Source organism: Pseudomonas sp. UFMG81, assembly GCF_015354575.1.
Taxonomy (GTDB): domain Bacteria; phylum Pseudomonadota; class Gammaproteobacteria; order Pseudomonadales; family Pseudomonadaceae; genus Aquipseudomonas.
On sequence record NZ_JACAFQ010000001.1, the window covers coordinates 277,531 to 303,735 of the forward strand.

Annotated in this window: 25 protein-coding genes and 1 tRNA gene; 5 read left to right on the forward strand and 21 right to left on the reverse strand. The window is 63.6% G+C overall.

The window, feature by feature from the left end:
• Window positions 1-151 precede the first annotated feature (151 nt).
• The gene (gene uvrB / locus IX761_RS01265) at window positions 152-2,167 is read right to left on the reverse strand and encodes an excinuclease ABC subunit UvrB (RefSeq protein ID WP_194787740.1); all 2,016 of its coding nucleotides are present in this window, start codon (window positions 2,165-2,167) and stop codon (window positions 152-154) included.
• Between the two features lie 289 nt (window positions 2,168-2,456).
• Here uvrB and IX761_RS01270 point away from each other — a divergent pair, with 289 nt between their 5' ends.
• A complete protein-coding gene (locus IX761_RS01270; protein WP_194787741.1) occupies window positions 2,457-3,653 on the forward strand; it encodes an amino acid aminotransferase in 1,197 nt (398 codons plus the stop codon).
• Window positions 3,654-3,714: 61 nt separating this feature from the next.
• Window positions 3,715-3,790: transfer RNA gene (locus IX761_RS01275), tRNA-Asn, on the forward strand.
• Between the two features lie 55 nt (window positions 3,791-3,845).
• Here the strand turns inward: IX761_RS01275 and IX761_RS01280 are convergent.
• From IX761_RS01280 to IX761_RS01300, 5 genes are all read right to left on the reverse strand, one after another.
• Window positions 3,846-4,250: a cupin domain-containing protein gene (locus IX761_RS01280; protein ID WP_416366751.1), complete on the reverse strand. Its 405-nt coding sequence runs from the start codon at window positions 4,248-4,250 to the stop codon at window positions 3,846-3,848.
• Window positions 4,251-4,370: 120 nt separating this feature from the next.
• Window positions 4,371-4,931 carry a DUF1285 domain-containing protein gene (locus tag IX761_RS01285; protein WP_194787743.1) on the reverse strand — a complete coding sequence of 187 codons (561 nt, stop codon included), beginning with the start codon at window positions 4,929-4,931 and terminating at the stop codon, window positions 4,371-4,373.
• An 11-nt stretch (window positions 4,932-4,942) separates the two neighbouring features.
• Complete coding sequence (locus IX761_RS01290) at window positions 4,943-5,548, reverse strand: DUF4823 domain-containing protein (protein ID WP_194787744.1); 606 nt, start codon at window positions 5,546-5,548, stop codon at window positions 4,943-4,945.
• Window positions 5,549-5,614: 66 nt separating this feature from the next.
• The gene (locus tag IX761_RS01295; protein WP_194787745.1) at window positions 5,615-6,583 is read right to left on the reverse strand and encodes a GTP 3',8-cyclase MoaA; all 969 of its coding nucleotides are present in this window, start codon (window positions 6,581-6,583) and stop codon (window positions 5,615-5,617) included.
• 129 nt (window positions 6,584-6,712) lie between these two features.
• Window positions 6,713-7,348, reverse strand: coding sequence for a TetR/AcrR family transcriptional regulator (locus IX761_RS01300; RefSeq protein WP_194787746.1), 636 nt, complete (start codon window positions 7,346-7,348; stop codon window positions 6,713-6,715).
• Window positions 7,349-7,421: 73 nt separating this feature from the next.
• On the opposite strand from IX761_RS01300, the gene IX761_RS01305 reads away from it, so the two are divergent.
• Window positions 7,422-8,564: an aminotransferase class V-fold PLP-dependent enzyme gene (locus tag IX761_RS01305; RefSeq protein WP_194787747.1), complete on the forward strand. Its 1,143-nt coding sequence runs from the start codon at window positions 7,422-7,424 to the stop codon at window positions 8,562-8,564.
• A 276-nt stretch (window positions 8,565-8,840) separates the two neighbouring features.
• Here IX761_RS01305 and IX761_RS01310 read toward each other — a convergent pair whose 3' ends face one another.
• The 12 genes from IX761_RS01310 to IX761_RS01365 all read right to left on the reverse strand — a co-directional run bounded on the left by IX761_RS01310 (window position 8,841) and on the right by IX761_RS01365 (window position 18,693).
• Window positions 8,841-9,623: a TatD family hydrolase gene (locus IX761_RS01310; RefSeq protein ID WP_194787748.1), complete on the reverse strand. Its 783-nt coding sequence runs from the start codon at window positions 9,621-9,623 to the stop codon at window positions 8,841-8,843.
• A 32-nt stretch (window positions 9,624-9,655) separates the two neighbouring features.
• Window positions 9,656-10,642, reverse strand: a complete 987-nt coding sequence (locus IX761_RS01315; protein ID WP_194787749.1) for a DNA polymerase III subunit delta' — start codon at window positions 10,640-10,642, stop codon at window positions 9,656-9,658.
• Window positions 10,635-11,267, reverse strand: a complete 633-nt coding sequence (gene tmk / locus IX761_RS01320; RefSeq protein ID WP_194787750.1) for a dTMP kinase — start codon at window positions 11,265-11,267, stop codon at window positions 10,635-10,637. Before tmk ends, IX761_RS01315 begins: the two co-directional genes overlap by 8 nt.
• Window positions 11,264-12,430 (reverse strand): endolytic transglycosylase MltG, encoded by a 1,167-nt coding sequence (mltG, locus tag IX761_RS01325; RefSeq protein ID WP_194787751.1) that lies wholly within the window; start codon window positions 12,428-12,430, stop codon window positions 11,264-11,266. The genes tmk and mltG overlap by 4 nt, the downstream gene beginning before the upstream one ends.
• Window positions 12,431-12,434: 4 nt before the next feature.
• Window positions 12,435-13,250, reverse strand: a complete 816-nt coding sequence (gene pabC, locus IX761_RS01330) for an aminodeoxychorismate lyase (protein WP_194787752.1) — start codon at window positions 13,248-13,250, stop codon at window positions 12,435-12,437.
• Window positions 13,250-14,494, reverse strand: coding sequence for a beta-ketoacyl-ACP synthase II (fabF, locus tag IX761_RS01335; protein ID WP_194787753.1), 1,245 nt, complete (start codon window positions 14,492-14,494; stop codon window positions 13,250-13,252). The genes pabC and fabF overlap by 1 nt, the downstream gene beginning before the upstream one ends.
• A gap of 168 nt (window positions 14,495-14,662) precedes the next feature.
• Window positions 14,663-14,899 carry an acyl carrier protein gene (acpP, locus tag IX761_RS01340; RefSeq protein WP_054893073.1) on the reverse strand — a complete coding sequence of 79 codons (237 nt, stop codon included), beginning with the start codon at window positions 14,897-14,899 and terminating at the stop codon, window positions 14,663-14,665.
• Between the two features lie 204 nt (window positions 14,900-15,103).
• Window positions 15,104-15,844, reverse strand: a complete 741-nt coding sequence (fabG, locus tag IX761_RS01345; protein WP_194787754.1) for a 3-oxoacyl-ACP reductase FabG — start codon at window positions 15,842-15,844, stop codon at window positions 15,104-15,106.
• 16 nt (window positions 15,845-15,860) lie between these two features.
• Window positions 15,861-16,799, reverse strand: a complete 939-nt coding sequence (gene fabD / locus IX761_RS01350) for an ACP S-malonyltransferase (RefSeq protein ID WP_194787755.1) — start codon at window positions 16,797-16,799, stop codon at window positions 15,861-15,863.
• A gap of 156 nt (window positions 16,800-16,955) precedes the next feature.
• Window positions 16,956-17,966, reverse strand: coding sequence for a phosphate acyltransferase PlsX (gene plsX, locus IX761_RS01355; protein WP_194787756.1), 1,011 nt, complete (start codon window positions 17,964-17,966; stop codon window positions 16,956-16,958).
• A 3-nt stretch (window positions 17,967-17,969) separates the two neighbouring features.
• Window positions 17,970-18,152 (reverse strand): 50S ribosomal protein L32, encoded by a 183-nt coding sequence (rpmF, locus tag IX761_RS01360; RefSeq protein WP_008096416.1) that lies wholly within the window; start codon window positions 18,150-18,152, stop codon window positions 17,970-17,972.
• Window positions 18,153-18,165: 13 nt separating this feature from the next.
• Window positions 18,166-18,693, reverse strand: coding sequence for a YceD family protein (locus IX761_RS01365; RefSeq protein WP_194787757.1), 528 nt, complete (start codon window positions 18,691-18,693; stop codon window positions 18,166-18,168).
• A 96-nt stretch (window positions 18,694-18,789) separates the two neighbouring features.
• On the opposite strand from IX761_RS01365, the gene IX761_RS01370 reads away from it, so the two are divergent.
• A complete protein-coding gene (locus tag IX761_RS01370; protein WP_194787758.1) occupies window positions 18,790-19,368 on the forward strand; it encodes a Maf family protein in 579 nt (192 codons plus the stop codon).
• Between the two features lie 139 nt (window positions 19,369-19,507).
• On the opposite strand, the gene IX761_RS01375 is transcribed toward IX761_RS01370, so the two are convergent.
• From IX761_RS01375 to rluC, 3 genes are read right to left on the reverse strand one after another with little or no spacing between them, the layout of a single operon-like run.
• Window positions 19,508-20,494, reverse strand: a complete 987-nt coding sequence (locus tag IX761_RS01375; RefSeq protein WP_194787759.1) for a S49 family peptidase — start codon at window positions 20,492-20,494, stop codon at window positions 19,508-19,510.
• Between the two features lie 2 nt (window positions 20,495-20,496).
• The gene (locus IX761_RS01380; protein WP_194787760.1) at window positions 20,497-21,177 is read right to left on the reverse strand and encodes an HAD family hydrolase; all 681 of its coding nucleotides are present in this window, start codon (window positions 21,175-21,177) and stop codon (window positions 20,497-20,499) included.
• 4 nt (window positions 21,178-21,181) lie between these two features.
• Entirely contained in the window at window positions 21,182-22,135 is a 954-nt protein-coding gene (gene rluC / locus IX761_RS01385; RefSeq protein WP_194787761.1) for a 23S rRNA pseudouridine(955/2504/2580) synthase RluC, read from the reverse strand.
• A gap of 794 nt (window positions 22,136-22,929) precedes the next feature.
• Between rluC and rne the strand changes: the two genes are divergently transcribed.
• Window positions 22,930-26,106, forward strand: a complete 3,177-nt coding sequence (rne, locus tag IX761_RS01390; RefSeq protein WP_194787762.1) for a ribonuclease E — start codon at window positions 22,930-22,932, stop codon at window positions 26,104-26,106.
• Window positions 26,107-26,205: the final 99 nt, after the last annotated feature.

Below are 26,205 nucleotides of genomic sequence, written 5' to 3' on the forward strand. Positions count from 1 at the left end.
GTAGGAGCGGCCTTGCCGGGGCACCGGACCGGCCGGAAAGGGGCGCGGAGCGGCCCCACGATCCATGGATGTCACGAGATTGTCGGGGGCTGCTGCGCAGCCCTTTCGCGACACAAGGCCGCTCCTACAGAGATCGTGCCGACACTGGTCTTCAACTGGCGATCAGGCGCTCGCGCAATTTGCCGATCTCGTCGCGCAACTGCGCCGCGGCTTCGAACTCCAGGTCGCGGGCGAACTGGAACATCTTCTCTTCCAGCTGCTTGATACGCTTGGTGATCTCGGCCGGGGTCTGCAACTCGACCTCGTAGCGCCCGGCCTCCTCCGCCGCCTTGGCCATGCCTTTGCGCTTCTTGCTGCGCGCACCCGGCACGGTGGCGCCTTCCATGATGTCGGTGATGTCCTTGACCACGCCCTGGGGGACGATGCCGTTCGCGGCGTTGAAGGCCTCCTGCTTGGCTCGACGCCGCTCGGTCTCGTCGATGGCGCGCTGCATGGAGCCGGTGATGTTGTCGGCGTAGAGGATCGCCTTGCCGTTGAGGTTGCGCGCGGCGCGGCCGATGGTCTGGATCAGCGAGCGCTCGGAGCGCAGGAAACCTTCCTTGTCGGCGTCGAGGATCGCCACCAGCGACACCTCGGGCATGTCCAGCCCTTCGCGCAGCAGGTTGATGCCCACCAAGACATCGAAGGTGCCCAAGCGCAGGTCGCGGATAATCTCCACTCGTTCGACAGTGTCGATGTCCGAGTGCAGGTAACGCACACGCACGTCGTGGTCGGCGAGATAATCGGTGAGGTCCTCGGCCATGCGCTTGGTCAGCGTGGTGGCCAGCACCCGCTCGCCCTGGGCGACACGTTTGCCGATCTCCGACAACAGGTCGTCCACCTGTGTCAGCGCCGGCCGTACCTCGACCTGCGGGTCGACCAGGCCGGTGGGGCGCACCACCTGCTCGACCACTCGCCCGGCATGCTCGGCTTCATAAGGGCCGGGCGTGGCGGAAACGAAGATGGTCTGCGGGCTGACCGCCTCCCACTCATCGAAGCGCATGGGGCGGTTGTCGAGCGCCGACGGCATGCGGAAGCCGTACTCCACCAGCGTTTCCTTGCGCGAGCGGTCGCCTTTGTACATGGCGCCGACCTGGGGCACGCTGACGTGGGATTCGTCGATCACCAGCAAGGCATCGGCTGGCAGGTAGTCGTAGAGTGTCGGTGGCGGCGCGCCGGCCGGGCGCCCGGACAGGTAGCGGGAGTAGTTCTCGATGCCGTTGCAGTAACCCAGCTCGAGGATCATCTCCAGGTCGAAGCGGGTGCGTTGCTCCAGGCGCTGGGCCTCGACCAGCTTGTTGGCCTTGTGCAGGTACTCCAGGCGCTCCTTGAGCTCCTCCTTGATCCCCTCGACCGCCTCGAGCAGCGTCTCGCGCGGCGTCACGTAGTGCGACTTGGGATAGAAGGTGAACCGTGGCAGCTTGCGGATCACCTCGCCGGTGAGGGGGTCGAAGGCGGCGATGTTCTCCACCTCGTCGTCGAACAGTTCGATGCGGATGGCTTCCAGGTCCGATTCGGCCGGGAACACGTCGATCACGTCGCCGCGCACACGGAAGGTGGCGCGGGCGAAGTCCATCTCGTTGCGGGTGTACTGCAGCTCGGTCAGGCGGCGCAACAGTGCACGCTGGTCGAGCTTGTCGCCTCGGTCGACGTGCAGGACCATTTTCAGGTATGCCTCGGGGCTGCCCAGGCCATAGATGCACGACACGGTGGTGACGATGATCGCGTCGCGCCGCTCCAGCAGCGCCTTGGTCGCCGACAGGCGCATCTGCTCGATGTGGTCGTTGATCGAGGAGTCCTTCTCGATGAAGGTATCCGACGACGGCACGTAGGCTTCGGGTTGGTAGTAGTCGTAGTAGGAGACGAAATACTCGACCGCGTTGTTCGGGAAGAACGCCTTGAATTCGCCATACAGCTGGGCTGCCAGGGTCTTGTTTGGCGCCAGCACGAGCGTTGGGCGTTGCACCTGCTGAATGACGTTGGCGATGCTGAAGGTCTTGCCCGACCCCGTCACCCCGAGCAGCGTCTGGTGCGAAAGCCCGGCGTCGATGCCCTCGACCATCAGGCGGATGGCCTCGGGCTGGTCGCCGGCCGGCTGGAATCGGGTGACGAGCTGGAACTCGGACATGACGAACCTCGTGGATGTCGCGGCAACTGTAAATTTAGCCAGTAGTCTATACGCAAATGTGCGCGCCGGGCTCGGGTTTCAAGGCCAGCCTGCGAACGCTTACCGCAATGGACCGGGCATTTCGACCAATGGTCGAAAAATATTTGCGCAAACAGCCGGAAAAGCTGCGCCAGACTGTCGCGGTGACCGGGCGGTATCACTATACTGACTCCCCGTTTGTGCACCGCTTCAGTGCATTCGGCTGGAGCGTGGCGACCCCTATCACTCTCCTATCAGAGCCAAGGTAACAATGAGCCTGTTTTCCGCTGTCGAGCTGGCACCCCGCGACCCTATCCTGGGCCTCAACGAAGCATTCAACGCCGACCCCCGCACCGACAAGGTCAACCTGGGCGTGGGCGTGTACTGCAATGAGGAAGGCCGCATCCCGCTGCTGCGTGCAGTGATCGAAGCCGAAACCACCCGTGCCGCCCAGCACGCCTCCCGCGGCTACCTGCCGATCGATGGTATCGCCCAGTACGACCAGGCCGTGCAGAAGCTGATCTTCGGCGCGCAGTCGCCGCTGCTGGCCGAAGGCCGCGTGGTCACCGTGCAGGCCGTTGGCGGTACCGGCGCTCTGAAAATCGGCGCCGACTTCCTCAAGCGCCTGCAACCAGGCGCCGTGGTCGCCATCAGCGACCCGAGCTGGGAAAACCACCGCGCGCTGTTCGAAACTGCTGGTTTCCCGGTGCAGAACTACCGCTACTACGATGCCGCCAGCAACGACGTCAACCGCGCCGGCATGCTCGAGGACCTGAACAGCCTGCCGTCGGGTTCGATCATCGTCCTGCACGCCTGCTGCCATAACCCCACCGGCGTCGACCTGTCGCTGGACGACTGGAAGAACGTGCTGGAAGTGGTCAAGGCCAAGGGTCACGTACCGTTCCTCGACATGGCCTACCAGGGCTTTGGTGACGGCATCGCCGAAGACGCCTTCGCCGTGCGCCTGTTCGCCGAGTCGGGCCTGCAGTTCTTCGTGTCCAGCTCGTTCTCCAAGTCGTTCTCGCTGTATGGCGAGCGCGTTGGCGCGCTGTCGATCGTCACCGCCTCGAAAGACGAGAGCACCCGCGTGCTGTCGCAGATCAAGCGGGTGATCCGCACCACCTACTCCAACCCGCCGACCCACGGCGCGACCATCGTCGCCACCGTGCTCAACAGCCCAGAGCTGTGCCAGATGTGGGAAACCGAGCTGGCCGAGATGCGCACCCGCATCCACGGCATGCGCAAGCAGATGGTCCAGCTGCTGGCCGAGTACGGCGCCTCGCGCGACTTCAGCTTCGTCGGCCGCCAGGCCGGCATGTTCTCCTACTCCGGCCTGACCGTGGAGCAAGTGGCGCGCCTGAAGAACGAGTTCGGCATCTACGCCCTCGACACCGGCCGCATCGCGGTGGCCGCGCTGAACCAGAGCAACATCCACGTGGTCACCAAGGCCATCGTCGAAGTGCTCTAACTACTTGATTGTCCGAGGGAAGCTTGACTTCCCTCGGCCGCTCGGTAAGATACGCGCAGATTCCGCGATAGCTCAGTCGGTAGAGCAAATGACTGTTAATCATTGGGTCCCTGGTTCGAGTCCAGGTCGCGGAGCCAAACATTGAAAAACCTCCAGATGCGCAAGCACTGGAGGTTTTTTATTGCCTGTGCGTCAGGGTTTCGCCAAGGGCTCAGTGACCGGCTTGCCCTCCTCCACCAGGCTCCACACCAGCAGTTTCGCAGGCTGCGTCTTGCTGGCGTTGCGCGACACACTGTGCACGGTGCCTGGCGCCTCGTACCAGAACTCACCCGCCTTATAGGTTTTTTCCGCTTCGTCATTGAGCTTCGAGGTCACCGCACCTTCCAGCACATACGCCATGACCGCCCCCGGATGCTGATGCGCAGGCGAAGCCTCTCCAGGCGCATAACTGACGGTGAGCATCACGGCCTTCTTGCCGGGTGCGTTGGTGGGGAGTTGCTCTTGCAGGATCTTCACCTGGTCAGGGTGCTGCGCTTCGCCGTGCGCCCAGGCAGCCGATTGAGCGCCGAGCAGACCGAAGGCCAATAGAAGGGACATGCAAAGACGGGAAGGATTCATGGACAGCGATCTCCTGAGGGGTTGATACCTTCAGGTTATGCGCGGCCCATCCTTGGAGAAACGGCCAATATCGCGAAAAAGCAGGAGGCCGATCAGCAATCAGGCATCACGCCCGATCGGGTAGAACTGGCCATGGCTCCACACGCCGAGCCACGTTTCACCGTCGATCAGCCTGGGTACCGCCAGGTCGACCAACTGGTAAAAGACGTTGCGATGGATCAGTGCCTCGAGGTTGCTGCGCATGAGCAGGTAAGGAGCGGGCTCGCCAGTTACAGGGTCGATCTCCACCCGCAGCGGATGCTCCGGGCCGGCCTCGGCCTGGTCGTCGACGTTGCTGGTGAAGCGCAGCACTTGTTGCTCGCCCTGCCCTTGCACCTCCATCAGCACGGCAACGAACGGTGCGTCATCGACCCGGATGCCAACTTTCTCCACGGGCGTGACCAGGAAGTAGTCGTCGCCATCGCGACGAATGATGGTGGAGAACAACCGGACCATCGGCTTGCGCCCGATCGGCGTGCCCAGGTAGTACCAGGTGCCGTCGCGGGCGATACGCATGTCGATATCACCACAGAAGTCCGGGCTCCACAGATGCACCGGGGGCAGCCCCTTGTGTGCGGGGATCTGCCCGAGAAGATCGTTGGCCTTGCCGGTATCGCTCATAGCGCGCTCGTTCAGTTGCTCATGCCCAGGAGGCTACGAGCGTACTCGCGCATGGGCGCGGCAAGCAAATCCTGCGGGCTGTTGTCGTGGAACGTCAACAAACCGCCACGGCTCTTGATGCGCGCGGTGTCGATCAGGTAGCGGGTGCTGGTCTCGATCAGCATCATCTGCACCACGCCCGTGTCCCAGCCCAGGCGATCGACGGCCTGCTCGTCATACCATTCGTCGCCATTGCCGATACGGTCGTCGGTACGGGCGAAGCGGGTGTACAACACATAGTCGGCGCCCACCGAACGGGCTTCGGCGATGGCATCCTCAAGCCCTAGCGGGCCCTGGGCACGACGTACCAGCGGGAAGTACTCGACGAAGCTCTTGAAGGCCTCGTCGGCCACGGCGTTCTGCTTCGGCTGCGGCCCTTTGCCTGGCGGCATGAAAGCGCCCTGGCCGATGAAGATGAACGAATCGGGCTGCAGGCGCACCGACAGGGTACGGGTGGTGTCACTGTGATCCAGCAGGCCCGCGTCACTCATGTGGTAACGGACGCCCTCGCCCATATCGCTGACATTCATGCAGCCGCCCAACGCCATCAGCGCCAGCAGCAAGACCAGGCTACGCATCTTTCCTCCAGAGGCCGGTGACGAAAAACCGGCGAATAGCCGCCAGATGCAGCTTTTGCGCCAGAGTCAGCCGCCGATCACCTTCATCACCATCACATCCCCGGAAAATGCCAGGTCCTGCTTGTCGGCCAAGGCCTTCACCAGCAACCGCTGCAAGGCTGGAAGGGCTTGGTGGCGCGGCTTGCCGAGCAGGTCGCCGACATAGTGGCGGTTACTCGACGACAGACATCCATGCAACCAACCCGTCGAAGACAACCGCAGCCGCGAACAGGCACGGCAGAACGGAACGCTTTCGTTGGCGATCACCCCGAAGTGGCCCTTGCCGGGAATGCGGTAGCGCAGCGCGGTAGCATCCACCGGGCGCTGTGCCTGCTCGAAGTCATGAGCATCACCGATCAGCGCCAGTAACTGCTCCAGCCCCACGAACTGCTGCAGGAAGGCGTTGCTGTCGCGGGCCAAGTGGCCCATGCGCATCAGCTCGATGAAACGCAGTTCGTAGCCTCGTTCCAGGCAATAGTCCAGCAGCGGCAAGACCTGGTCGAGGTTGTGCCCGCGCATGGGCACCATATTGACCTTGATCGCCATGCCGGCGGCGCTGGCCTGGGCCATGCCGTCCAGCACACTGGCCAGGTCGCCGCCACGGGCGATACGGCGAAACGCCATCGGGTCGAGGGTGTCGAGCGAGACATTCAGCCGGCGGATACCGGCATCGCGCAGCAGCGGTAGCTTGCGGGCGAGTAACTGGCCATTGGTGGTGAGGCTGATGTCATCGAGCCCAAGCCCGGACACGGCGCCCAGGAAGGCTTCGAGGCGCGGGCTGACCAAGGGTTCTCCACCCGTGATGCGCAGACGTTCGATGCCGGCGGCCTCGACCAGATACGCGACGCCACGCGCCAGGGCCTCGGCATCAAGCTCGTCCTGCGCCGCGACCAAGCGCTTGCCGTCAGGCACGCAATAGGTGCAGGCGTAGTTGCAGGCAGCAGTCAGACTGACGCGCAGGTTGCGAAAGCGCCTGCCTTGACGATCGACGATCATGGGGTGACTCCGGCATGGATAAATCTGGCCGGCAAAACCTGACTCATAAATCAGGAATTTGCAAGCTTTCATGTCGCAGCCAGGACAGTGCGGTGCCCGCCGAGGACCGGCGGCACCACACAGAGCGCTTCAGTTCGCGGCTTCGGGGTCGCGCTTGCGCTTGTTGCCCATGCGCACGCCAATATCCATGAGGAACTGGAAGAAACCTTCCTGATCCTCCAGCACGTTGCTCCAGAACGGCGAGTGGTACAGCGCCACCGCGCCATGGACCAACGCCCAGGCCGCACAGTAGTGGAAGTACGGCGGCACGTCCTCGAGCTTGCCTTCGCTGATGCGCCCCTTGATCAATTGCGTCAAGCGATCGAAGTTCGAGGCGCGAATGCTGTGCAGCTGCTCGACCATATCAGGCACCTGGTTGCCCTTGACCACCTTCTCTTCCAGGCGGTCGAACAAGCGGTAGCGCTGCGGGTCGCGCATGCGGAACTCGAAATAGGCGCGCGACAGGGCTTCCTTGTCACGGTCGACGTCCGCCGAATGCAACAGCTCGTTCAGGTCGCGCTCGTAATCGAGCATCAGCCGCAGGTAGATCTCGGCCTTGGACTTGAAGTGCTTGTAGATCGTGCCTTTGCCGATGCCCACGGCGTCGGCGATCATCTCGACGGTGACACTGTCTTCACCCTGTTCGAGAAACAGCTTGAGCGCCGTGTCGAGGATTTCCTGCTCGCGGCGGCGAAACTCACGGACCTTACGAGGTTCTTTGTGCATAGGTAGGACTAGGATGACAATCGAAGCGGATTATTATGCCTAACTGGCGGCAAATTGCACGGATCTTCCAACCATGTCTCTGTTTCACGATGAGTTCGAACACGCCCCGGGCCTGTGCTATCTGAACCACGCTGCCATCGCCCCTTGGCCGCGGCGAACTGCCGAGGCTGTGGCGCGCTTCGCCCAAGACAACGCTCGGCGAGGTGCCAGCGATTATCCGGCGTGGCTGGCGACCGAGCGGCGCCTGCGCGAGCGCCTGGCGCGGCTGGTCAACGCACCGAGCACAGGCGATATCGCGCTGGTCGGCAATACGTCCCAGGCCTTGTCGCTGGTGGCCTTTGGTCTTGAGTGGCGGCACGGCGACCAGGTGATCATCAGCGACGAGGAGTTTCCCTCCAACCGCGTGGTGTGGCAGGCCCTGGCGGACAAGGGCGTCGAAGTGATCGAAGTGCAACTGGCAGTAGACGATCCAGAAGCCGCGTTGCTGGCTGCCTGCGGCCACCGCGCCCGCCTGCTTGCGGTCAGCGCCGTGCAGTTCGCCAGCGGCCTGCGCCTGGACCTCACTCGCCTGGGCCAGGGTTGTCGCGCGAGGAACGTGCTGTTTTGCGTCGATGCGATCCAGCAGGTAGGGGCCCTGCCCTTCGACGTGCAGGCCTATACCTGCGATTTCGCCATGGCCGACGGCCACAAATGGATGCTCGGCCCCGAGGGCCTAGGGTTTTTCTATTGCCGCAGCGAACTGCGTCGACAGTTGAAGTTGCATAACTACGGCTGGCACATGCTCGAGCACCTGGGCGACTTCGAACGTCGCCAGTGGCAACCCGCCCCCAGCGCCCGGCGCTTCGAACCTGGCAGCCCGAACATGCTCGGCGCCTGTGCGCTGGAGGCCAGTCTGTCACTGCTGGAAGATGTCGGCATGCCGAGGGTGGCCAAGCTGCTCGAGCAGCGCATCGCACAATTGCACATGGGCCTCGAGGCGATTCCCGGGGTGCAGCTGCACAGCCCAACGGATCCGGAGCGCCGCGCCGGCATCGTCAATTTCAGTGTGGATGGCAGAGCCAACGCCGACATTTATCGAGCCTTGACCGCCAATCAGGTTATCTGCGCCCAACGCGGCCCTGGAGTGCGTTTTTCCCCACATTTCTATACCGATGAACGCCTGATCGACGATGCGCTGCGACAGGTCCGGCACATCGCCATGCATGGATCGCCCTAGGGGCCGCGCACGTATTCCAAATCTGTTTAAAAAACGACCAGCGAACGCTGGCGGGGCGCGAAACCTGACCAATACTTGAAGTGTTGGCGCGGCGCATCCCCCCCAAGTGGCGCGCCGATAAAGGTGCCCAGGGACCGCGTACCTTTGTTTTACTCCTAATGGTCTTAACCCGGATTCCCCCCCCAGAACCCGGGTTTTTTTTGCCTGGGTTCCGGCAAGTGATCGGTGCGACTCCTGATCGCCGGCAAGCCGGCTCCCACAGGGCCGCTGGCAGGATCAGGCGACGCGTGCCAAGGGGAATAGCCGCTTGAAGTTGGCGGTGGTCTGCTCGGCCAGCTGCGCATAGCTCACCCCACGCAGCGAGGCAACGTATTCGGCCACTTCGCGCACGTACTGCGGCAGGTTGGGCTTGCCTCGATAAGGGATGGGCGCCAGGTACGGCGAGTCGGTTTCCACCAGCAGGCGGTCGACAGGCACCTGCCGGGCCACTTCGCGCAACGCGTCGGCATTGCGGAACGTGACAATACCCGACAACGAGATGTAGTAACCCAGGTCGAGCGCCGCCTTGGCCATCTCCCAGTCCTCGGTGAAGCAATGCAGCACACCGGCCTGTGGCAAGCTGGCCTCGCGCAGCAACGCCAGGGTGTCGGCTCGCGCCGCGCGGGTATGCACGATGACCGGCTTGCCGGTCTGGCGCGAGGCCTCCAGATGCAGGCGGAACGAAGCCTGCTGCAACTCGGCGGCCTCTGGCTCGTAGTGATAGTCCAGGCCAGTCTCGCCGATGGCCACCACGTGCGGGTGGGTCAGTTCGCGCAGCAGCCATTCCAGCGCCGGGGTTTCACCCGGGGCAAGGTCCAGCGGATGCACCCCCACCGAACAGTCCACATCGGCGTACTGTTCGCTGAGCGCCTTGACCGCACCGGCGTTTTCGGCGCTCACGCCGATGCACAGGAAGTGCCCTACCCCGCGCTCGCGCGCCGCCTGGAGGGCGGCATCGAGGGAGCCTTGGTGGGCACTCAGGTCAAGACGATCGAGGTGGCAATGGGAATCTACGAGCATGGGAATACGACACACATCAATGAACGGTGGGATCAGCGAGCGCCCGGCAGTTGCAGCCAATGGGCAAGCAAGGCTTCGAGCAGCAGCACGCGGTTGAGGTTGGCCTTGCCCAGTACTTTCTGGCGCTGCTCGAGGATCCACGCCTGGACCTCCAGCACTTTGCCCTGGCGGCTTTTCTGCGCCAGGTACTGCAGCACCTTGCGCATGTCGCTCAAGCCTAACCCTTCCTCGTCCTGGGTCAATTGATAACGCAGGATCAAGTGCGACCAGTCGCAGAACCAGTCGAACAGCAACAGCAGCGGTACGTCTTTCCAAGACTCGGCCAGCTGACTGGGTGATTGCTGTTGCTTGAGCAGCTTCTTCACGCCATCGGTGACCAGCGCGCGCTGCTCGCGCACACCCTGCGCCTGCAGGCTGACGGCCATCAACGGCGAACCGGCGGCCAGCGTCAGCAGTTCTTCACGCTCGTCGTCGGTGCTGTCGGCAAGGGCATCGGCCAGCCAGGCGCGGCTCTGGGCCAGGCTGGGTTGCGGGCAGGCGACCTGCTGGCAACGGCTCTTGATGGTGGGCAGCAGACGACTGGGCTGGTGGCTCACGAGCAGCAGCACGGTGTCGCCAGAAGGCTCCTCGAGGCTTTTGAGCAGCGCGTTGGAGGCATTGATGTTCATCGCCTCCACCGGCTCGATCAGCACCACCTTGCGCCCGCCCTGCTGGGCAGTCTGCACCACGAACGACACCAGGTCGCGCACCTGGTCGATCTTGATCGGCTTGTCGGCCTCTTCCGGCTCCAGTACGAAATTGTCCGGGTGGCTGCCAGCCTTGAGCAGCAGGCATGCCTTGCACTGACCGCAGGCATCCAGCCCATTGGGCTGCTGGCACAACAAGCGCGCCATCAGCCGCTCGGCCAAGGCGCGCTTGCCGATCCCCTGAGGCCCGTGCAGCAGGTAGGCGTGGGCATGCTGGCTGCGGCCAGCCATCTGTTGCCACAATGCCTGCTGCCAGGGGTAGGCTTCAGCCACGGCAACGCTCCAGGATGCCCGGCAGCAACGCATCGATGGCCCGCTGTACCGCCTCCAGCGGCTGCGCGGCGTCCAGCAGGCTGTAGCGCTGCGGCTGTTGACCTGCACGCTGCAGGTAGGCCTGGCGCACGGCTTCGAAGAACGCCTGGCCTTCCTGCTCGAAACGGTCCAGCCGGCCACGGGCCGCGGCGCGGGCCAGGCCGACTTCCACCGGCAGGTCGAAAACCAAGGTCAAGTCAGGGCGCAGTTCACCCTGGACGAACGCCTCGAGAATGGCGATGCGCTCCACCGACAGGCCACGACCACCGCCCTGGTAGGCATAGGTTGCATCGGTGAAGCGGTCGCACAGCACCACGGCGCCGCGGGCCAACGCCGGGCGAATGACCTCGGCCAGGTGCTGGGCGCGGGCGGCGAACATCAGCAGCAGCTCGGTATCGACCGCCATGACCTCGTCACTGGGGGCCAGCAGCAGCTCGCGAATACGCTCGGCCAGCGGTGTGCCGCCGGGCTCGCGGGTCATCACCACATCGATGCCGTGCTCGCGCAGACGCGCCGCCAGGTACTCGCGGTTGGTGCTCTTGCCCGCGCCTTCGGGGCCTTCCAGGGTGATAAACAAACCGCTCACGAGCGTTCCTTACTGTCGTCTGGCGCCGGTGCATCGGCCGGCGCGGATTCATCGGTGGGGGCAGCCGTGTCGCCCTCGGGCATGGGCGTCGGGGCCGGTGGCTCGCTGGCGTCTGGCGCGGCGGGCTCCTGGGGCGCGGGGCTGGAGCGGTAGTCCGCACGGCGCTTGAGCTGGAACTCGCGCACGGCGCTGTTGTGATCGTCCAGGTCGTCGGAGAACACATGGCTACCGTCGCCGCGGGCCACGAAGTACAGGCTCGAGCCATCACTGGGGTTCAGCGCGGCATGGATCGCCTCGCGCCCGACCATGGCGATGGGCGTCGGTGGCAGGCCGGTCATGGTGTAGGTGTTGTACGGCGTTGGCTCACGCAGGTCGGCACGGGTGATCTTGCCGTTGTAGCGCTCGCCCATGCCGTAGATCACGGTGGGGTCGGTCTGCAGCATCATGCCCAGGCGCATGCGCCGCACGAACACCCCGGCAATCTGCCCGCGCTCCTGGGGAATGCCGGTTTCCTTCTCTACCAGCGAGGCCATGATTAACGCCTGATAGGGGTCGCGGTATGGCAGGTCGGTGGTGCGCTCGGCCCACTCCTTGGCCAGCACTTCCTCCAGGCGCATGTAGGCCTGCTGCAACAGCTCGACGTCGCTCATGCCACGCACGAAGCGATAGGTATCGGGGAAAAAACGACCTTCGGGGAAAACACCGGTATGGCCGAGCTTGTCCATCACTTCTTCGTCGGACAAGCCCTCCAACGTATGTTTGACCTTCTCGTGCTTGGCGACGGCAGCGCGCACCTGACGGAAGGTCCAGCCTTCAACCAGGGTCAGGTTGTACTGCACCACGTCGCCACGCTTCCAGGCATCGAACAGCTGGCCCACAGTCATGCCCGGGGTAAGGCGGTACTCGCCGGTGTGCAGGGGGGTACCGGCCATGTTGAAGCGCCAGTACAGGCGTAGCCACACCGGGTCTTCAAGCAGACCTTCAGCCTGCATGCGGTAGAACATGCGATTGGGTGTGGTGCCGTTGGGCACGTCGAGCATGCGCTCCTGTGCCACTTGCAGCGGCTGCTCCAGGACCGAGTTGACCTTCCAGGCAGCCCAGCCCAGCGCCAGGCCGGCGATGATCAAGCTCATTTCCAGCAGCAGCAGGAATTTGCGTCTCACGAATTCAGGTATCCAGTAACGTACGGGCAACGGCCTGCAGTTTACGGGTGAGTGGCCCCGCCGGCCAGTTCAGCGAGGTGAATTCAAGCACGGGCCAGACACCATAGACGCTGTTGCAGACGAAGACTTCATCGGCCTGCTCAAGCTCCGAAAGCGCCAGGTCACGTACCTGTGCGGGTATGCCCAGGGCAACCGCCTGCTCCAGCAGCGCCGCACGCATCACACCGGCCACGCCGCATCGGCTCAGGTCGGCGGTCAGCAACGTACCCTCGCGCACCAGGAACAGGTTGCTGTATACCCCTTCGATCACCCGCCCTTGGCTGTCACGCATCAGGCCTTCGGCAAACGCGGCGTCCTGCCATTCGGCACGGGCCAACACCTGCTCGAGGCGATTGAGGTGTTTGAGGCCTGCCAGCAACGGTTGTTCCGCAAGGCGTGTGCGGCAAGGGAACACGCGGATGCCATGCTCGGCATTCTGCGCAGGATAAGTGGGCAACGGGCCGCCTTGGAGGATGCGCCGTGCCGGTGCACCGACTGCCGGGGCATAGCCCCGCAGGCTATCGCCGCGGGTAAGCATGAGCTTGGCGACGCCCTCGCCCAGCTGGCTGGCGAACTGCAACAGTTCATTGCGAACGAGCGTCAGGTCGACTTCGATCGCCAGGCGCTGGCAACCCAGCGCCAGGCGGTCGAGGTGTCGCGTGAGCAGGCTGGGCCTGCCACCTCGCACGGCAATGGTCTCGAACAGCCCATCACCGTAGGCCAGGCCGCGGTTCTGCAGGTTGACCGCAGTCGCTTCCTGGCCGTCGATCCAGCTGTGCATCAGTCGGCGAACCGGCGGAATACCAGCGAGCCGTTGGTGCCACCGAAGCCGAACGAGTTGGACAACACCACATCGATCGGCATGCTGCGTGCCTGGTGCGGCACGAAGTCAAGGTCACAACCTTCGTCCGGCTCGTCCAGGTTGATGGTTGGCGGCGCCATCTGACTGTTGATCGCCAGCACGCTGAAGATTGCCTCCACCGCCCCGGCAGCCCCCAACAGGTGGCCAGTCATCGATTTGGTCGAGCTGACTGCCAGCTTGTAGGCGTGCTCGCCGAACACCCGCTTGATCGCCGCCACTTCGGCCACATCGCCGGCTGGCGTCGAGGTGCCATGGGCATTGATGTAACTGACCTCTTCCGGCTGGATACCAGCATCGCGCAAGGCGTTGGCCATGCAGCGGGCAGCGCCTTCGCCGGTGTCGGGGGGCGAAGTCATGTGGTAGGCATCACCGCTCATGCCGAAACCAACGAGCTCGGCGTAGATGGTCGCGCCGCGCGCCTTGGCGTGCTCGAGCTCTTCGAGCACCAGGGCACCGGCACCGTCCGACAGCACGAAACCGTCACGGCCCTTGTCCCACGGACGGCTGGCACGGGCCGGCTCGTCGTTGCGGGTCGACAGCGCGCGGGAGGCACCGAAACCGCCCATGCCCAGGCCACAGGCCGCCATCTCGGCGCCGCCAGCGATCATCACGTCGGCTTCGCCGTAGGCGATGTTGCGCGCGGCCATGCCGATGCAATGGGTGCCGGTAGTGCAGGCGGTGGCGATGGCGTAGTTCGGCCCCTGCAACCCCAGGTGGATCGACAGGAAACCGGAGATCATGTTGATGATCGAGCCAGGCACGAAGAACGGCGAGATCCGGCGCGGGCCTTGCTCGTGCAAGGTACGGCTGGTCTCTTCGATGTTGGTGAGGCCGCCGATGCCAGAGCCCATGGCCACGCCGATGCGCTCACGGTTGGCGTCGGTGACCTCCAGGCCGGCGTTGCGCACTGCCTGGAAACCGGCCGCCAGGCCGTATTGAATGAACAGGTCAAGCTTGCGCGCTTCCTTGGCCGACAGGTACTGCTCGACTTCGAAGCCCTTCACCGAGCCGCCAAAACGGGTGGAGTAGGCAGACAGATCCGTATGCTCGATCGGACCAATGCCACTGCGGCCAGCCAGAATGCCCTGCCAGGTGCTTGGTACATCGGTACCCAGTGGCGACAGCATACCCATACCGGTGACCACGACGCGTCTACGCGACACAGTACTCTCCTTTTTCAATAACAGAGTTTCTTGCCATTGCATTCAAAGCAATGGAATGAAATGGCAACAAGCTCTAACAGCTCACGGATCGGCGTCTTGCAAAGAAAAAACCGCACGCCAGCGAAGGCAGTGCGGTTTTCCCCGACAAGAAGCGTCGACTACAGCGTCTTAAGCCTTGTGGCTGTTGACGTAGTCGATAGCAGCTTGAACGGTAGTGATCTTCTCGGCTTCTTCGTCAGGGATTTCGGTCTCGAATTCCTCTTCCAGAGCCATCACCAGCTCAACGGTGTCAAGCGAGTCGGCGCCCAGATCATCGACGAAGGACGATTCGTTCTTGACTTCCTCTTCCTTGACGCCCAGTTGCTCGGCGACGATTTTCTTGACGCGTTCTTCGATGGTGCTCATACCTAGTTTTCACTCCTAATGGACATATGTCAGGCAGCTGGCCGGTGACCAAGTTTATAGAAAGACGCCTGCTTTTCAAGCGTATCGCGTCCTTCACCCGATCACTCAACCCTCTGCCTGGAATCTGATTGCAGCTTTATAACGGATTTTAGGCTCGCAGTATGACTCTTTTTTGAAGCGATCCGTCACATTGCATTGCGGTTTTTACATGTACATCCCGCCATTCACCGGCACAGTGGCACCGGTAACGTAGGCTGCGCCGTCGGAAGCCAGGAACGAAACCACCTTGGCGATCTCGTCGGCCTGGCCCAGGCGGCCCAGCGGAATTTCCTTCTGCAGGGCTTCGCGCTGCGCTTCAGGCAGCTCGCGGGTCATGTCTGTGTCGATGAAGCCTGGCGTAACCGAGTTGACGGTAATGCCACGCGAACCCACTTCACGCGCCAGGGCGCGACTGAAGCCCTCGAGGCCAGCCTTGGCGGCCGCGTAGTTGGCCTGGCCGGCGTTGCCCATGGCACCCACCACCGAACCGATGCTGATGATACGACCCCAGCGTGCCTTGGTCATGCCGCGCAGCACGCCCTTGGACAGACGGTAGAGGCTGTTGAGGTTGGTATCGATCACGTCGAACCACTCGTCGTCCTTCATGCGCAGCATGAGGTTGTCACGGGTGATGCCAGCGTTGTTGACCAGGATGGCCGGCGCACCGAACTGCTCGCCGATGGCGCTCAGTACCGCCTCGACGGATTCGGCACTGGTCACGTTCAGCTCCATGCCGGTGCCGTTGATGCCGTGCTCTTTCAAGGTGGCGGCAATGCGCTCGGCGCCGGAGGCCGAGGTGGCGGTACCGATCACGGTCGCGCCCTGGCGGCCGAGTTCGAGGGCGATGGCCTGGCCGATGCCACGGCTGGCGCCGGTAACCAGTGCAACTTTACCTTGCAGGCTCATGCAAGCGTCTCCAGATTCAGGCCAGCGCCGCACGGGTGGCGGCGACGGCGTCAGGGGTATTGAGGTTGTAGGTGGTCACACCGTCGGCGCAACGCTTGTTCAGACCAGCCAGGACCTTGCCTGGACCACACTCGACCAGGTTCACCGCGCCACGCGCGGCCAGGGCCTGCACGCATTCAACCCAGCGCACAGGCTGGTAGAGCTGTGCCAGCAGGTCTTGCTTGAGTGCATCGAGGTCGGCAGCGATAGCGGCAGTGACGTTCTGCACCACCGGAATCTGCGGTGCTTTCCACTCGATGGCGTTGACGAACTCGGCGAAACGCTCGGCGGCTGGCTTCATCAGTGCGCAATGCGACGGCACACTGACCGCCAGCGGCAAGGCGCGCTTGGCACCGGCCTCTTTGCACAGTTCCATGGCGCGATCCACGGCGGCCTTGTTGCCGGCGATCACCACCTGGCCCGGCGAGTTGAAGTTCACCGCACTGACCACTTCATCTTCGGCGGCCTTGGCGCAGAGCTCAACCACGACGGCGTCGTCCAGGCCAAGAATGGCGGCCATGGCGCCATGACCGGCCGGCACGGCTTCCTGCATCAGCTGGCCACGGCGCTCGACCAGGCGAACGGCGTCCTTCAGCGACAGGCTGCCAGCAGCGACCAGGGCGCTGTATTCACCCAGGCTGTGGCCTGCGACGAAGGCCGGCTGCGCGCCACCCTCATCCAGCCACAGGCGCCACAGGGCGATGGAGGCGGTGAGGATGGCCGGCTGAGTCTTGTCGGTTTGGTTGAGTTGTTCTTCCGGACCTTCCTGGACCAGCTTCCACAGGTCGTAGCCCAGAGCCTCGGAAGCTTCCTTGAAGGTTTCGACGATTACCGGCTTTTCAGCGCCGAGCTCGGCGAGCATGCCCAGCGACTGGGAACCTTGACCGGGAAAGACGAATGCGAGGGATGCAGACATTGAACAAGCCCTTATGATCTTGTCGTCGGATAGGGTGCGCCAGGCCAAAGGCCGAGCGCGAAATCTGAAAACTTGGATGGTGCGGCGGACCAAGCGGTCACATTTAAGCACTTCATGGGCGATATGCCCAAAGTCTTTGTTTTTCCCGCACGGCCACTACGGCAACAAATCCTCCAGCCTGCCATGCAGGCGTTGCGGCAGGTTCTCCTGGATCTCGATCAACGCACGCTGAATCGCGCTCTGGAAACCCTGCACACCGGCAGAACCATGGCTTTTGATGACGATCCCCTGCAAGCCGAGGAAGCTGGCGCCATTGTGCCGCGCCGGCGCCAGGTCGGCCTGCAGGCGCTTGAGCAGCGGCATGGCCATCGCCCCGGCGGCACGCGCCAGCATTCCACCCCGGAACAACGCCTCGATGCGCGCACCGATCATGGTTGCCAGGCCTTCGCTGGATTTGAGCAGGATGTTGCCGACAAAGCCGTCGCACACCACCACGTCCGCCTCGCCACGGTACAACCCGTCGCCCTCGACGAAACCGATGTAGTTGAGCCCCCGGGCGCTTTGCAACAGGCTGGCGGCCAGCTTGACCTGCTGGTTACCCTTGATGTCCTCGGTACCGATATTGAGCAGCGCCACCCGCGGCCGCTGCACACCCAGGGCCTGGGCGGCCACCGAGCCCATCACGGCGAACTGGTAGAGGTTTTCGGCACTGCAATCGACGTTGGCGCCCAGGTCGAGCAGCTGGCAATAGCCGGCCTGGGTGGGAATCGCCGCCACCATCGCCGGGCGATCGATGCCGGGCAAGGTCTTGAGCACGAAGCGCGACAGGGCCATGAGCGCACCGGTATTGCCGGCACTCACGCACGCCTGGGCCTTGCCGTCACGGACCAGTTCGAGGGCGATGCGCATCGACGAGTCGGGCTTGCCACGCAACGCCTGGGAGGGCCGCTCGTCCATCCCGACCACCTCACTGGCCGCAACGATTTGCAGGCGCGCGCGATCCGCAGCCGATTGGCCGCTGACAAGCTCTTCAAGGAGGGAGGGTTGACCGACGAGGGTCAGGTGCAGCGAGGGGGTAGCCGAAAGGCAGGCTAGGCTAGCCTGGACAATGCTGCGGGGACCGAAGTCCCCGCCCATTGCGTCGATCGCGATGATCTGAGCGGACAAGGATTACTCGTCAGCGCCCTTGTCGATCACTTTGCGACCACGGTATACGCCTTCTGGCGAAACGTGGTGACGCAGGTGTACTTCACCGGTGCTCTTCTCTACCGACAGGGCGTTTTCCGACAGGGCGTCGTGCGAACGGCGCATGTCACGGGCAGAGCGGGATTTTTTGTTCTGCTGAACAGCCATAATTGATTAACTCCTAAACGTTTGGGTCACGCTTTAACTGCGCCAATACACTGAACGGGTTGGACCGCGATACCTCGTCCTTGCTCGGTTCGGGCTCATCCAAGCCCGCCGGCTGCTGGCATTCTTCCGGATGATGAGCAGGCACGATGGGGAGGGCCAGCAACAGCTCTTCCTCGACCAGCGCCTGCAGATCCAAAGGATCTTCGCCCAGTTCCAGCACGTCATAGCCTTTCGGCAACGACTGGGTATTCGCACCCTCCTTCACCACGGCGTATGTGCATTCGCTGTGGATTGGAAGGGTGACCAGCTCAAGACAACGCTGGCAAACCATCTTGACTTCGACATCCAGCTCGCTGTGGATAACCACCACGTGCTGTTCATCTCGTTCAAAATCGAACTTCGCCTGCACCGTACCGACATTGTCGGAAAGCGGGTCGCAGAGTCTTTCCAAATCAGCGAGTTGCAGCGAACCTTCGAGGGTTACGCCACGATCAGCCAATTTGCGCGGGTCAACGTGAGGTGGAATCGGGTCATTCAACATAGGCGCAGCATTCTAGGGATGCACCCCCTCCCTGTCAAAGGGAAATTCGGTGCATCTCGCATGTTAGAATTCGGGTCAATTGCCCAGGAGTCTACCATGCTTCCCTTGTTACTGGCTTCCAGCTCACCGTACCGACGCGAACTGCTCACCCGCCTGCGCCTGCCCTTCACCTGGGCAAGCCCCGACCTAGACGAGCAGCGCCTGGAAAACGAGCCCGCAAACGAGCTGGTGCGCCGCCTGGCCAGGCAAAAGGCCCAGGCACTGGCCGGCAGCCACCCAGGCCACCTGATCATCGGCTCCGACCAGGTCGCCGTGCTTGGCGAGCAGATCCTCGGCAAACCCCACACATTCGAGCGCGCCTGCGAGCAGTTGCTGGAAGCCAGCGGGCAGCAGGTCACCTTCCTCACCGGGCTGGCACTGCTCAATAGCACCACAGGGCAATGCCAGGTCGATTGCGTGCCGTTCACGGTAACGATGCGCGAACTGGACCGCGAGCGCGTGGAGCGCTACGTGACAGCCGAACAGCCACTGGATTGTGCTGGCAGTTTCAAGGCGGAGGGATTGGGGGTGAGCCTGTTCCAGAGCACCCACGGCTGCGACGCCACGAGCCTGATCGGGCTGCCTTTGATTCGCCTGGTGGACATGCTGCACAAGGAAGGCGTGCAGATACCTTGAGACCCGGAGGCAGCGGCGCCGACCTCATCGCCGGCAAGCCGGCTCCCACAGGCATAGCGCAAGTCTTGAGCATGGCGCGGTCGGAGTGGGAGCCGGCTTGCCGGCGAAAGGGCTGCGAAACAGCCCTAACGATGCCAGATCAACGCAGTGAAGGCGCCTGCAAGCCCATGTACAGCGCAAGACGCTCGGCCACACTGGCACCGATACGCTTGGAGAAACGATCGAACGGCGACTCCTGCACGGTGAAGTCCACCAACTCCTTCTCCCCGACGATATCGCGAGCGACATAGCTGGCACTGCCCAAGCCATCCACCAGCCCAAGCGCCTTGGCCTGTTCGCCCGACCAGATCAGCCCGCTGAACAACTCCGGATGCTCCTTGTCCTTCAGGCGATCACCCCGCCCCTGCTTGACCATGGCGATGAACTGGCGATGCGTGGTGTCCAGCACACCCTGCCAGAACGCCGTCTCCTCCGGCTTCTGCGGCGAGAACGGATCGAGGAAGGCTTTGTGCTCACCGGCGGTATAGGTGCGCCGCTCCACACCCAGCTTGTCCATCGTGCCGACGAAGCCATAACCCGCCGCCGTCACGCCGATGGAGCCGACCAGGCTAGCCTTGTCGGCATAGATTTCGTCGGCGGCACTGGCAATGTAGTAGGCGCCTGACGCCCCCAGGTCGGCGATGACCGCGTACAGCTTGATATCCGGGTACTCGCCGCGCAGGCGACGGATCTCGTCATAGATGTAGCCCGACTGCACAGGGCTGCCGCCCGGGCTGTTGATGCGCAGGACCACACCCTTGGTCTTGGGATCCTTGAACGCCTCACGCAGGCTCTTGACGATATTGTCGGCACTGGCCGGCTCCTGGTCGGCAATCATCCCGCGCACTTCGACCAGCGCGGTGTGATTGGCACTGCGCGAGGCCGCCTTGTCCATATCCATCAACGGCGAGAACAGGAACAGGATGCCGAACAGGTAGAGAAAGGTCAGCAGCTTGAAGAAAATCCCCCAGCGCCGCGCCCGCCGCTGCTCCTGAACGCCCGCCAGCAGGGTCTTCTCCAGCAGCTTCCAGCTCTTGCGCTCCTCACCACCCTCTTCGGAGTCGGGTGCTTTCCACTCGTCAGCCATGCTCACCTACCTTGGAAGTTGTTTTGCGCGCAACCCGCCAACCATTCGCGCAATTGAGAGAAATGATCGATACACACCTGCGGCCCGAATTCAGCCAGTGCCTGCAACGGCATGGCGCCGTAGCCGACCGCCGCCGAGTGCATACCGGCATTGCTGGCCATTTGCAGGTCGAACGCCGAATCTCCGACCATCAGCGCCCGCCCAGGTTCGACCCGGCAATGCGCGAGGATTTCTTCAAGCATCAGCGGATGCGGCTTGCCACGGGTCTCGTCAGCAGCGCGCGTGATGTCGAAATAGCCTTCCCAGCCATTGGCCCTGAGCACCCGATCCAGCCCGCGCCGAGCCTTGCCGGTGGCCACCGCCAGGCGATAGCCCTCGCCACGGAAGGCTTCCAGCGACTCGACCACCCCCTCGAAAAGCGGTGATGGCTGCTGATCCAGGGCCATATAGACGTCGGCATAGTGCTGCCGGAAAACCTCCACCTGCACCGGATCGAGATGGGGATAGAGCGTGGCGATCGCCTCCCCCAGCGCCAGGCCGATGATGCCCTTGATCGCCGCATCGCTACTGGCGCCCTCCCCCGCGCGCTCGGCCGCCACGTTCATGGCCTCGACGATGCGCCCGATGGAGTCGGCCAGGGTACCGTCCCAGTCGAAGATCAGCAGGTCATAAGGTTTGCTCATGGGGTCAGGACGCCAGCCGCTCGATGGTCTTGGCCCACATTTCGTCTACCGGCGCCTCCAGCTTGAGCTCGCCACCATCGGGCAGCGGCACGGTGAGCTGGTAGGCGTGCAGGAACAGGCGCTTGCCGCCCAACTCGCGGATCTCGCGACTGAAATCCTCGTCGCCGTACTTGCTGTCGCCGGCGATCATGTGCCCGGCGTGCAGGGTATGCACACGAATCTGATGGGTACGCCCGGTGATCGGCCGCGCCTCGACGATGGTGGCGAACTCACCAAAGCGGCGCAGCACACGGAACATCGTCAGCGCTTCCTTGCCCTCTTCGCTCACCTCGACCATGCGCTCGCCCGAGCGCAGGTTGCTCTTCTGCAAGGGGGCGTTGACCTGTTTCTTCGCGGTCGGCCAGTGGCCACGGACCAGCGCCATATAGCGCTTGTCCACGCCATCGCCGCGCAGGGCGGCATGCAGGTGGCGCAGCATGCTGCGCTTCTTGGCGATCATCAGCAGGCCAGAGGTGTCACGGTCCAGGCGGTGCACCAGCTCCAGCTCCTTGGCATCCGGGCGCAACTGGCGCAGCGCCTCGATCACCCCGAAGCTCAGGCCGCTGCCGCCATGCACGGCGATGCCTGCAGGCTTGTTCATCACGATCAGCGCCTTGTCCTCATAGACAATCGCGGCTTCCAGGCGCTGCAGCAGACCCTGGGCCACCGGCGCCGGCTCGTCGCGCTCGGGCAGGCGCACGGGCGGCACCCGCACGATATCGCCGGCCTGCAGCTTGTATTCGGGCTTGATCCGGCCCTTGTTGACCCGCACCTCACCCTTGCGCAGGATGCGGTAGACCAGGGTCTTGGGCACGCCCTTGAGGGCCGTGATGAGGAAATTGTCGATGCGTTGGCCGGCAAGTTCCGGCGCGACTTCGATCAGCTGAACGCCGGAAGTCGGGGGGGTATTGGTCGTCATGGCGGGATCATAACAATTTTTTATGGAATTGAAGCACTTAATCATTACTGCTATAGTCGCGAACGCCGCCAAAAGCGGCAGGCCAGCGGCAACAGGCTCTACAGCCGGCCCTGACCATCGCAATCCCGAGGACGCGAGGCCGTCCTACGGAGCGTTCGCCAGTTTAATGAATGCCTGGAATCGCCACCAGCGCCGTGTAGAGAAGACCGAAAAAAAACGACAAGTGCGGTGTTTCACCTGCTTACCCGCTTCTTTTCGCCGTACCTCTGCCCGCCTCCGACGTTTCCGTGCATTCAGGCGAAGTGCCCCGGAAATACCTGCCTTGGACATGTTATGGCGCCAGCCTGGTATAGGGCTGGCGAAAAATGCAACCCGTTGCGGATTCAGCGCGCGGCAGCACCGAATTTTCAAGGGATACGTGCAGGGTGGAGATGCACAGCCATCGGACCGTGTGGCACTGCGTCAGCCCATTGACCCAATGTACGGGCGATGAGCAGACAAGGTCCTGAACAGACGCCCTCGTGGCGTCCACGGACGACAGGTTGATTCCTCCTCCTGACTGAGTGCACCAGGCCCGCTCGGTTGATTCGGATCACGTTCGAAGAGCTCGACAGGCCTTTTGGCACCATGGAACAGGACGCGTCGTCGCGACAACGGCAGGCTGGGCAACCGGCTGGTGCCGAACGTCGCCAGACACGGGGGTGGCCCGCCACCCTTTGCGCACCTTGGCACTTTCTTGAAAAGTCGTGTGTGCCGAACGCCGTTTCCGGCAGCCCGGAAACCGACGGTACAACATGAAAAGAATGCTGATTAACGCAACTCAACCCGAAGAGTTGCGTGTAGCCCTGGTGGACGGCCAACGCCTCTACGACCTGGACATCGAGTCCGGTGCCCGTGAGCAGAAAAAGGCCAACATCTACAAAGGCAAGATCACCCGGATCGAGCCCAGCCTTGAAGCCGCCTTCGTCGACTTCGGCTCCGAACGTCACGGCTTCCTGCCGCTCAAAGAGATCTCCCGCGAGTACTTCAAGAAAGCCCCTGAAGGCCGGGTCAACATCAAGGAAGTACTGAGCGAAGGCCAGGAAGTCATCGTCCAGGTCGAGAAGGAAGAGCGCGGCAACAAAGGCGCCGCCCTGACCACCTTCATCAGCCTGGCCGGCCGTTATCTGGTGCTGATGCCCAACAACCCGCGCGCTGGTGGCATCTCCCGCCGCATCGAAGGCGAAGAGCGCAACGAACTGCGCGAAGCCCTGAACGGCCTGACCGTTCCTGGCGACATGGGCCTGATCGTGCGCACCGCAGGCCTGGGCCGCAGCAGCGAAGAAATGCAGTGGGACCTCGACTACCTGCTGCAGCTGTGGACCGCCATCAAGGAAGCCTCGCTAGACCGCGCCGCGCCGTTCCTGATCTACCAGGAAAGCAACGTCATCATCCGTGCCATCCGCGATTACCTGCGCCAGGACATCGGCGAAGTACTGATCGACAGCATCGATGCGCAAGAGGAAGCCCTGACCTTCATCCGCCAGGTGATGCCGCAGTACGCCAGCAAAGTGAAGCTGTACGAAGACAGCGTGCCGCTGTTCAACCGCTTCCAGATCGAAAGCCAGATCGAGACCGCCTTCCAGCGCGTAGTCGACCTGCCCTCCGGCGGCTCCATCGTCATCGACCCGACCGAAGCCCTGGTGTCCATCGACATCAACTCGGCGCGCGCCACCAAAGGCAGCGACATCGAAGAAACCGCCCTGCAGACCAACCTGGAAGCGGCCGAAGAGATCGCCCGCCAGCTGCGCCTGCGTGACATCGGCGGCCTGATCGTCATCGACTTCATCGACATGACCCCGGCCAAGAACCAGCGCGCCGTCGAAGAGCGCGTGCGTGAATGCCTGGAAGCCGACCGCGCCCGCGTGCAGGTGGGCCGCATCTCGCGCTTCGGCCTGCTGGAAATGTCCCGTCAGCGCCTGCGCCCATCGCTGGGCGAAAGCAGCGGCATCGTCTGCCCACGCTGCTCCGGCACCGGCATCATCCGTGACGTCGAGTCGCTGTCGCTGGCGATCCTGCGCCTGATCGAGGAAGAAGCGCTGAAGGACCGCACCGCTGAAGTGCGCGCCCAGGTGCCGATCCCGGTGGCCGCGTTCCTGCTCAACGAGAAACGCAACTCGATCACCAAGATCGAACTGCGCACTCGCGCGCGCATCATCATCCTGCCGAACGATCACCTGGAAACCCCGCACTTCGAAGTCCAGCGCCTGCGCGACGACAACCCGGAAGTGCTGAACAACCAGTCCAGCTACGAAATCGCCGCCGCCGAGAGCGAAGAGCCGGCGCAACCGACCGCCACCCGCACCCTGGTGCGCCAGGAAGCCGCGGTCAAGACTGCGCCTGCCCGTGCCAACGCACCGGCACCGAGCAGCGAGGAGCAGCAGCCCGTCACCGCCCCGGCCCCAGCCCCGAGCGCACCGGAGCCAAGCCTGTTCAAAGGCCTGGTCAAGTCGCTGGTCAGCCTGTTCGCCGGCAAGGACGAACCTGTCGTCGCCCCGACCGTAGCCGCCGAGAAGCCTGCCACCGAGCGCCCAGCGCGCAACGAGGAGCGCCGCAACGGCCGCCAGCAGAGCCGCAACCGCAACGGTCGTCGCGACGAAGACCGCAAGCCGCGCGAAGAGCGCGCCGAGCGTGCCCCGCGCGAAGAACGCCAGCCACGTGAAGAACGCGCCCCGCGCGAGGAACGTGCACCACGTGAAGAGCGTGCACCACGTGAAGAGCGCGCACCACGCGAAGAGCGTCAGCCACGCCAGCCACGCGAAGACCGCCGCGGCAACCGTGAAGAGCGCGTGCGCGAACTGCGCGAGCCGCTGGACGCCGCACCGGCCGAAGCCCGCGAAGAGCGCGCACCACGCGAAGAACGTGTAGCCCGCGAAGAACGCGCACCCCGTGAAGAGCGTCAACCGCGTGAAGAACGCGCGCCACGCGAAGAACGCGCCCCGCGTGAGGAACGTGCCCCGCGCGAAGAGCGCGCACCACGTGAAGAACGCCAGCCACGCCCGCCACGCGAAGAGCGCCAACCGCGCCCTGACGAGCAAGCTGCCGAACAGGCCGCCGAGCTGACCGAAGAGCAACTGCCAGGTGAAGAACTGCTGCAGGACGAGCAGGAAGGTGCCGATGGCGAGCGCCCACGTCGTCGCTCCCGTGGCCAGCGTCGTCGCAGCAACCGTCGCGAACGCCAGCGCAACGCCAATGGCGAGCTGATCGAAGGTGACGAGGACGGCAGCGAAGAGCAGCAACCACAACAGCACCAGGCCACCGAGCTGGGTGCCGAACTGGCCGCCGGCATCGCCGTCACCGCCGCCGTTGCCACCAGCAACATCAGCGCCGATGCCGAAGCCCAGGCCAACCAGCAGGCCGAACGCGCCACTGAAGTGGTCGAACACGCCAAGGTCGAAGTCGCGGAAACCGTCGCCGAACAGGTCGAGATCGCTCCGGTGATCGAGCAGCCTGTCAGCGCGCCGGTCGTCGCCGTCGAGCCGAGCATCGAGCCCGTGGTCGAGGCCGCCCCGCAGCCTGTGATCGAAGCAGTTGTCGCCGAGCAGGCTGCAATTGTCGTCGAAGCAACCGTCGAACCTGCAGCGGTGGAACAAGCCCCTGCGGTGCAAGCCAGCGACATCGAGCAAGCAGCGGTCGCCGAAGCAGCGCCCGTCGCCGAGCAACCGGCCGCTGTCGTCGAAGCCCAGCCTGAAGTGGTCGAGGCCCCGGTGGCCGAGCCCGCGCCAGCGGTCGTCGAGCAGGCCCCGGTCGAAGAAGCGCCGGCCGAGCCGTCCACCATCATGCTGGCGAACGGCCGTGCGCCGAACGACCCGCGTGAAGTGCGCCGCCGCAAGCGTGAAGCCGAAGCCGCAGCCGCCGCTGCTGCCGAGGCCGCCGCAGAAGCCGCACCAGCCCTGGAAACCACCGAAGAGCACAAGCCTCACCACGGTTGATGCCAACGGCTGAATGAAAAAGCCCCGCCAGTGCGAACTGGCGGGGCTTTTTCTTTGGCTAGCGGATCAATGGCACCGGCTTAGCTGGTGATCGCGGGG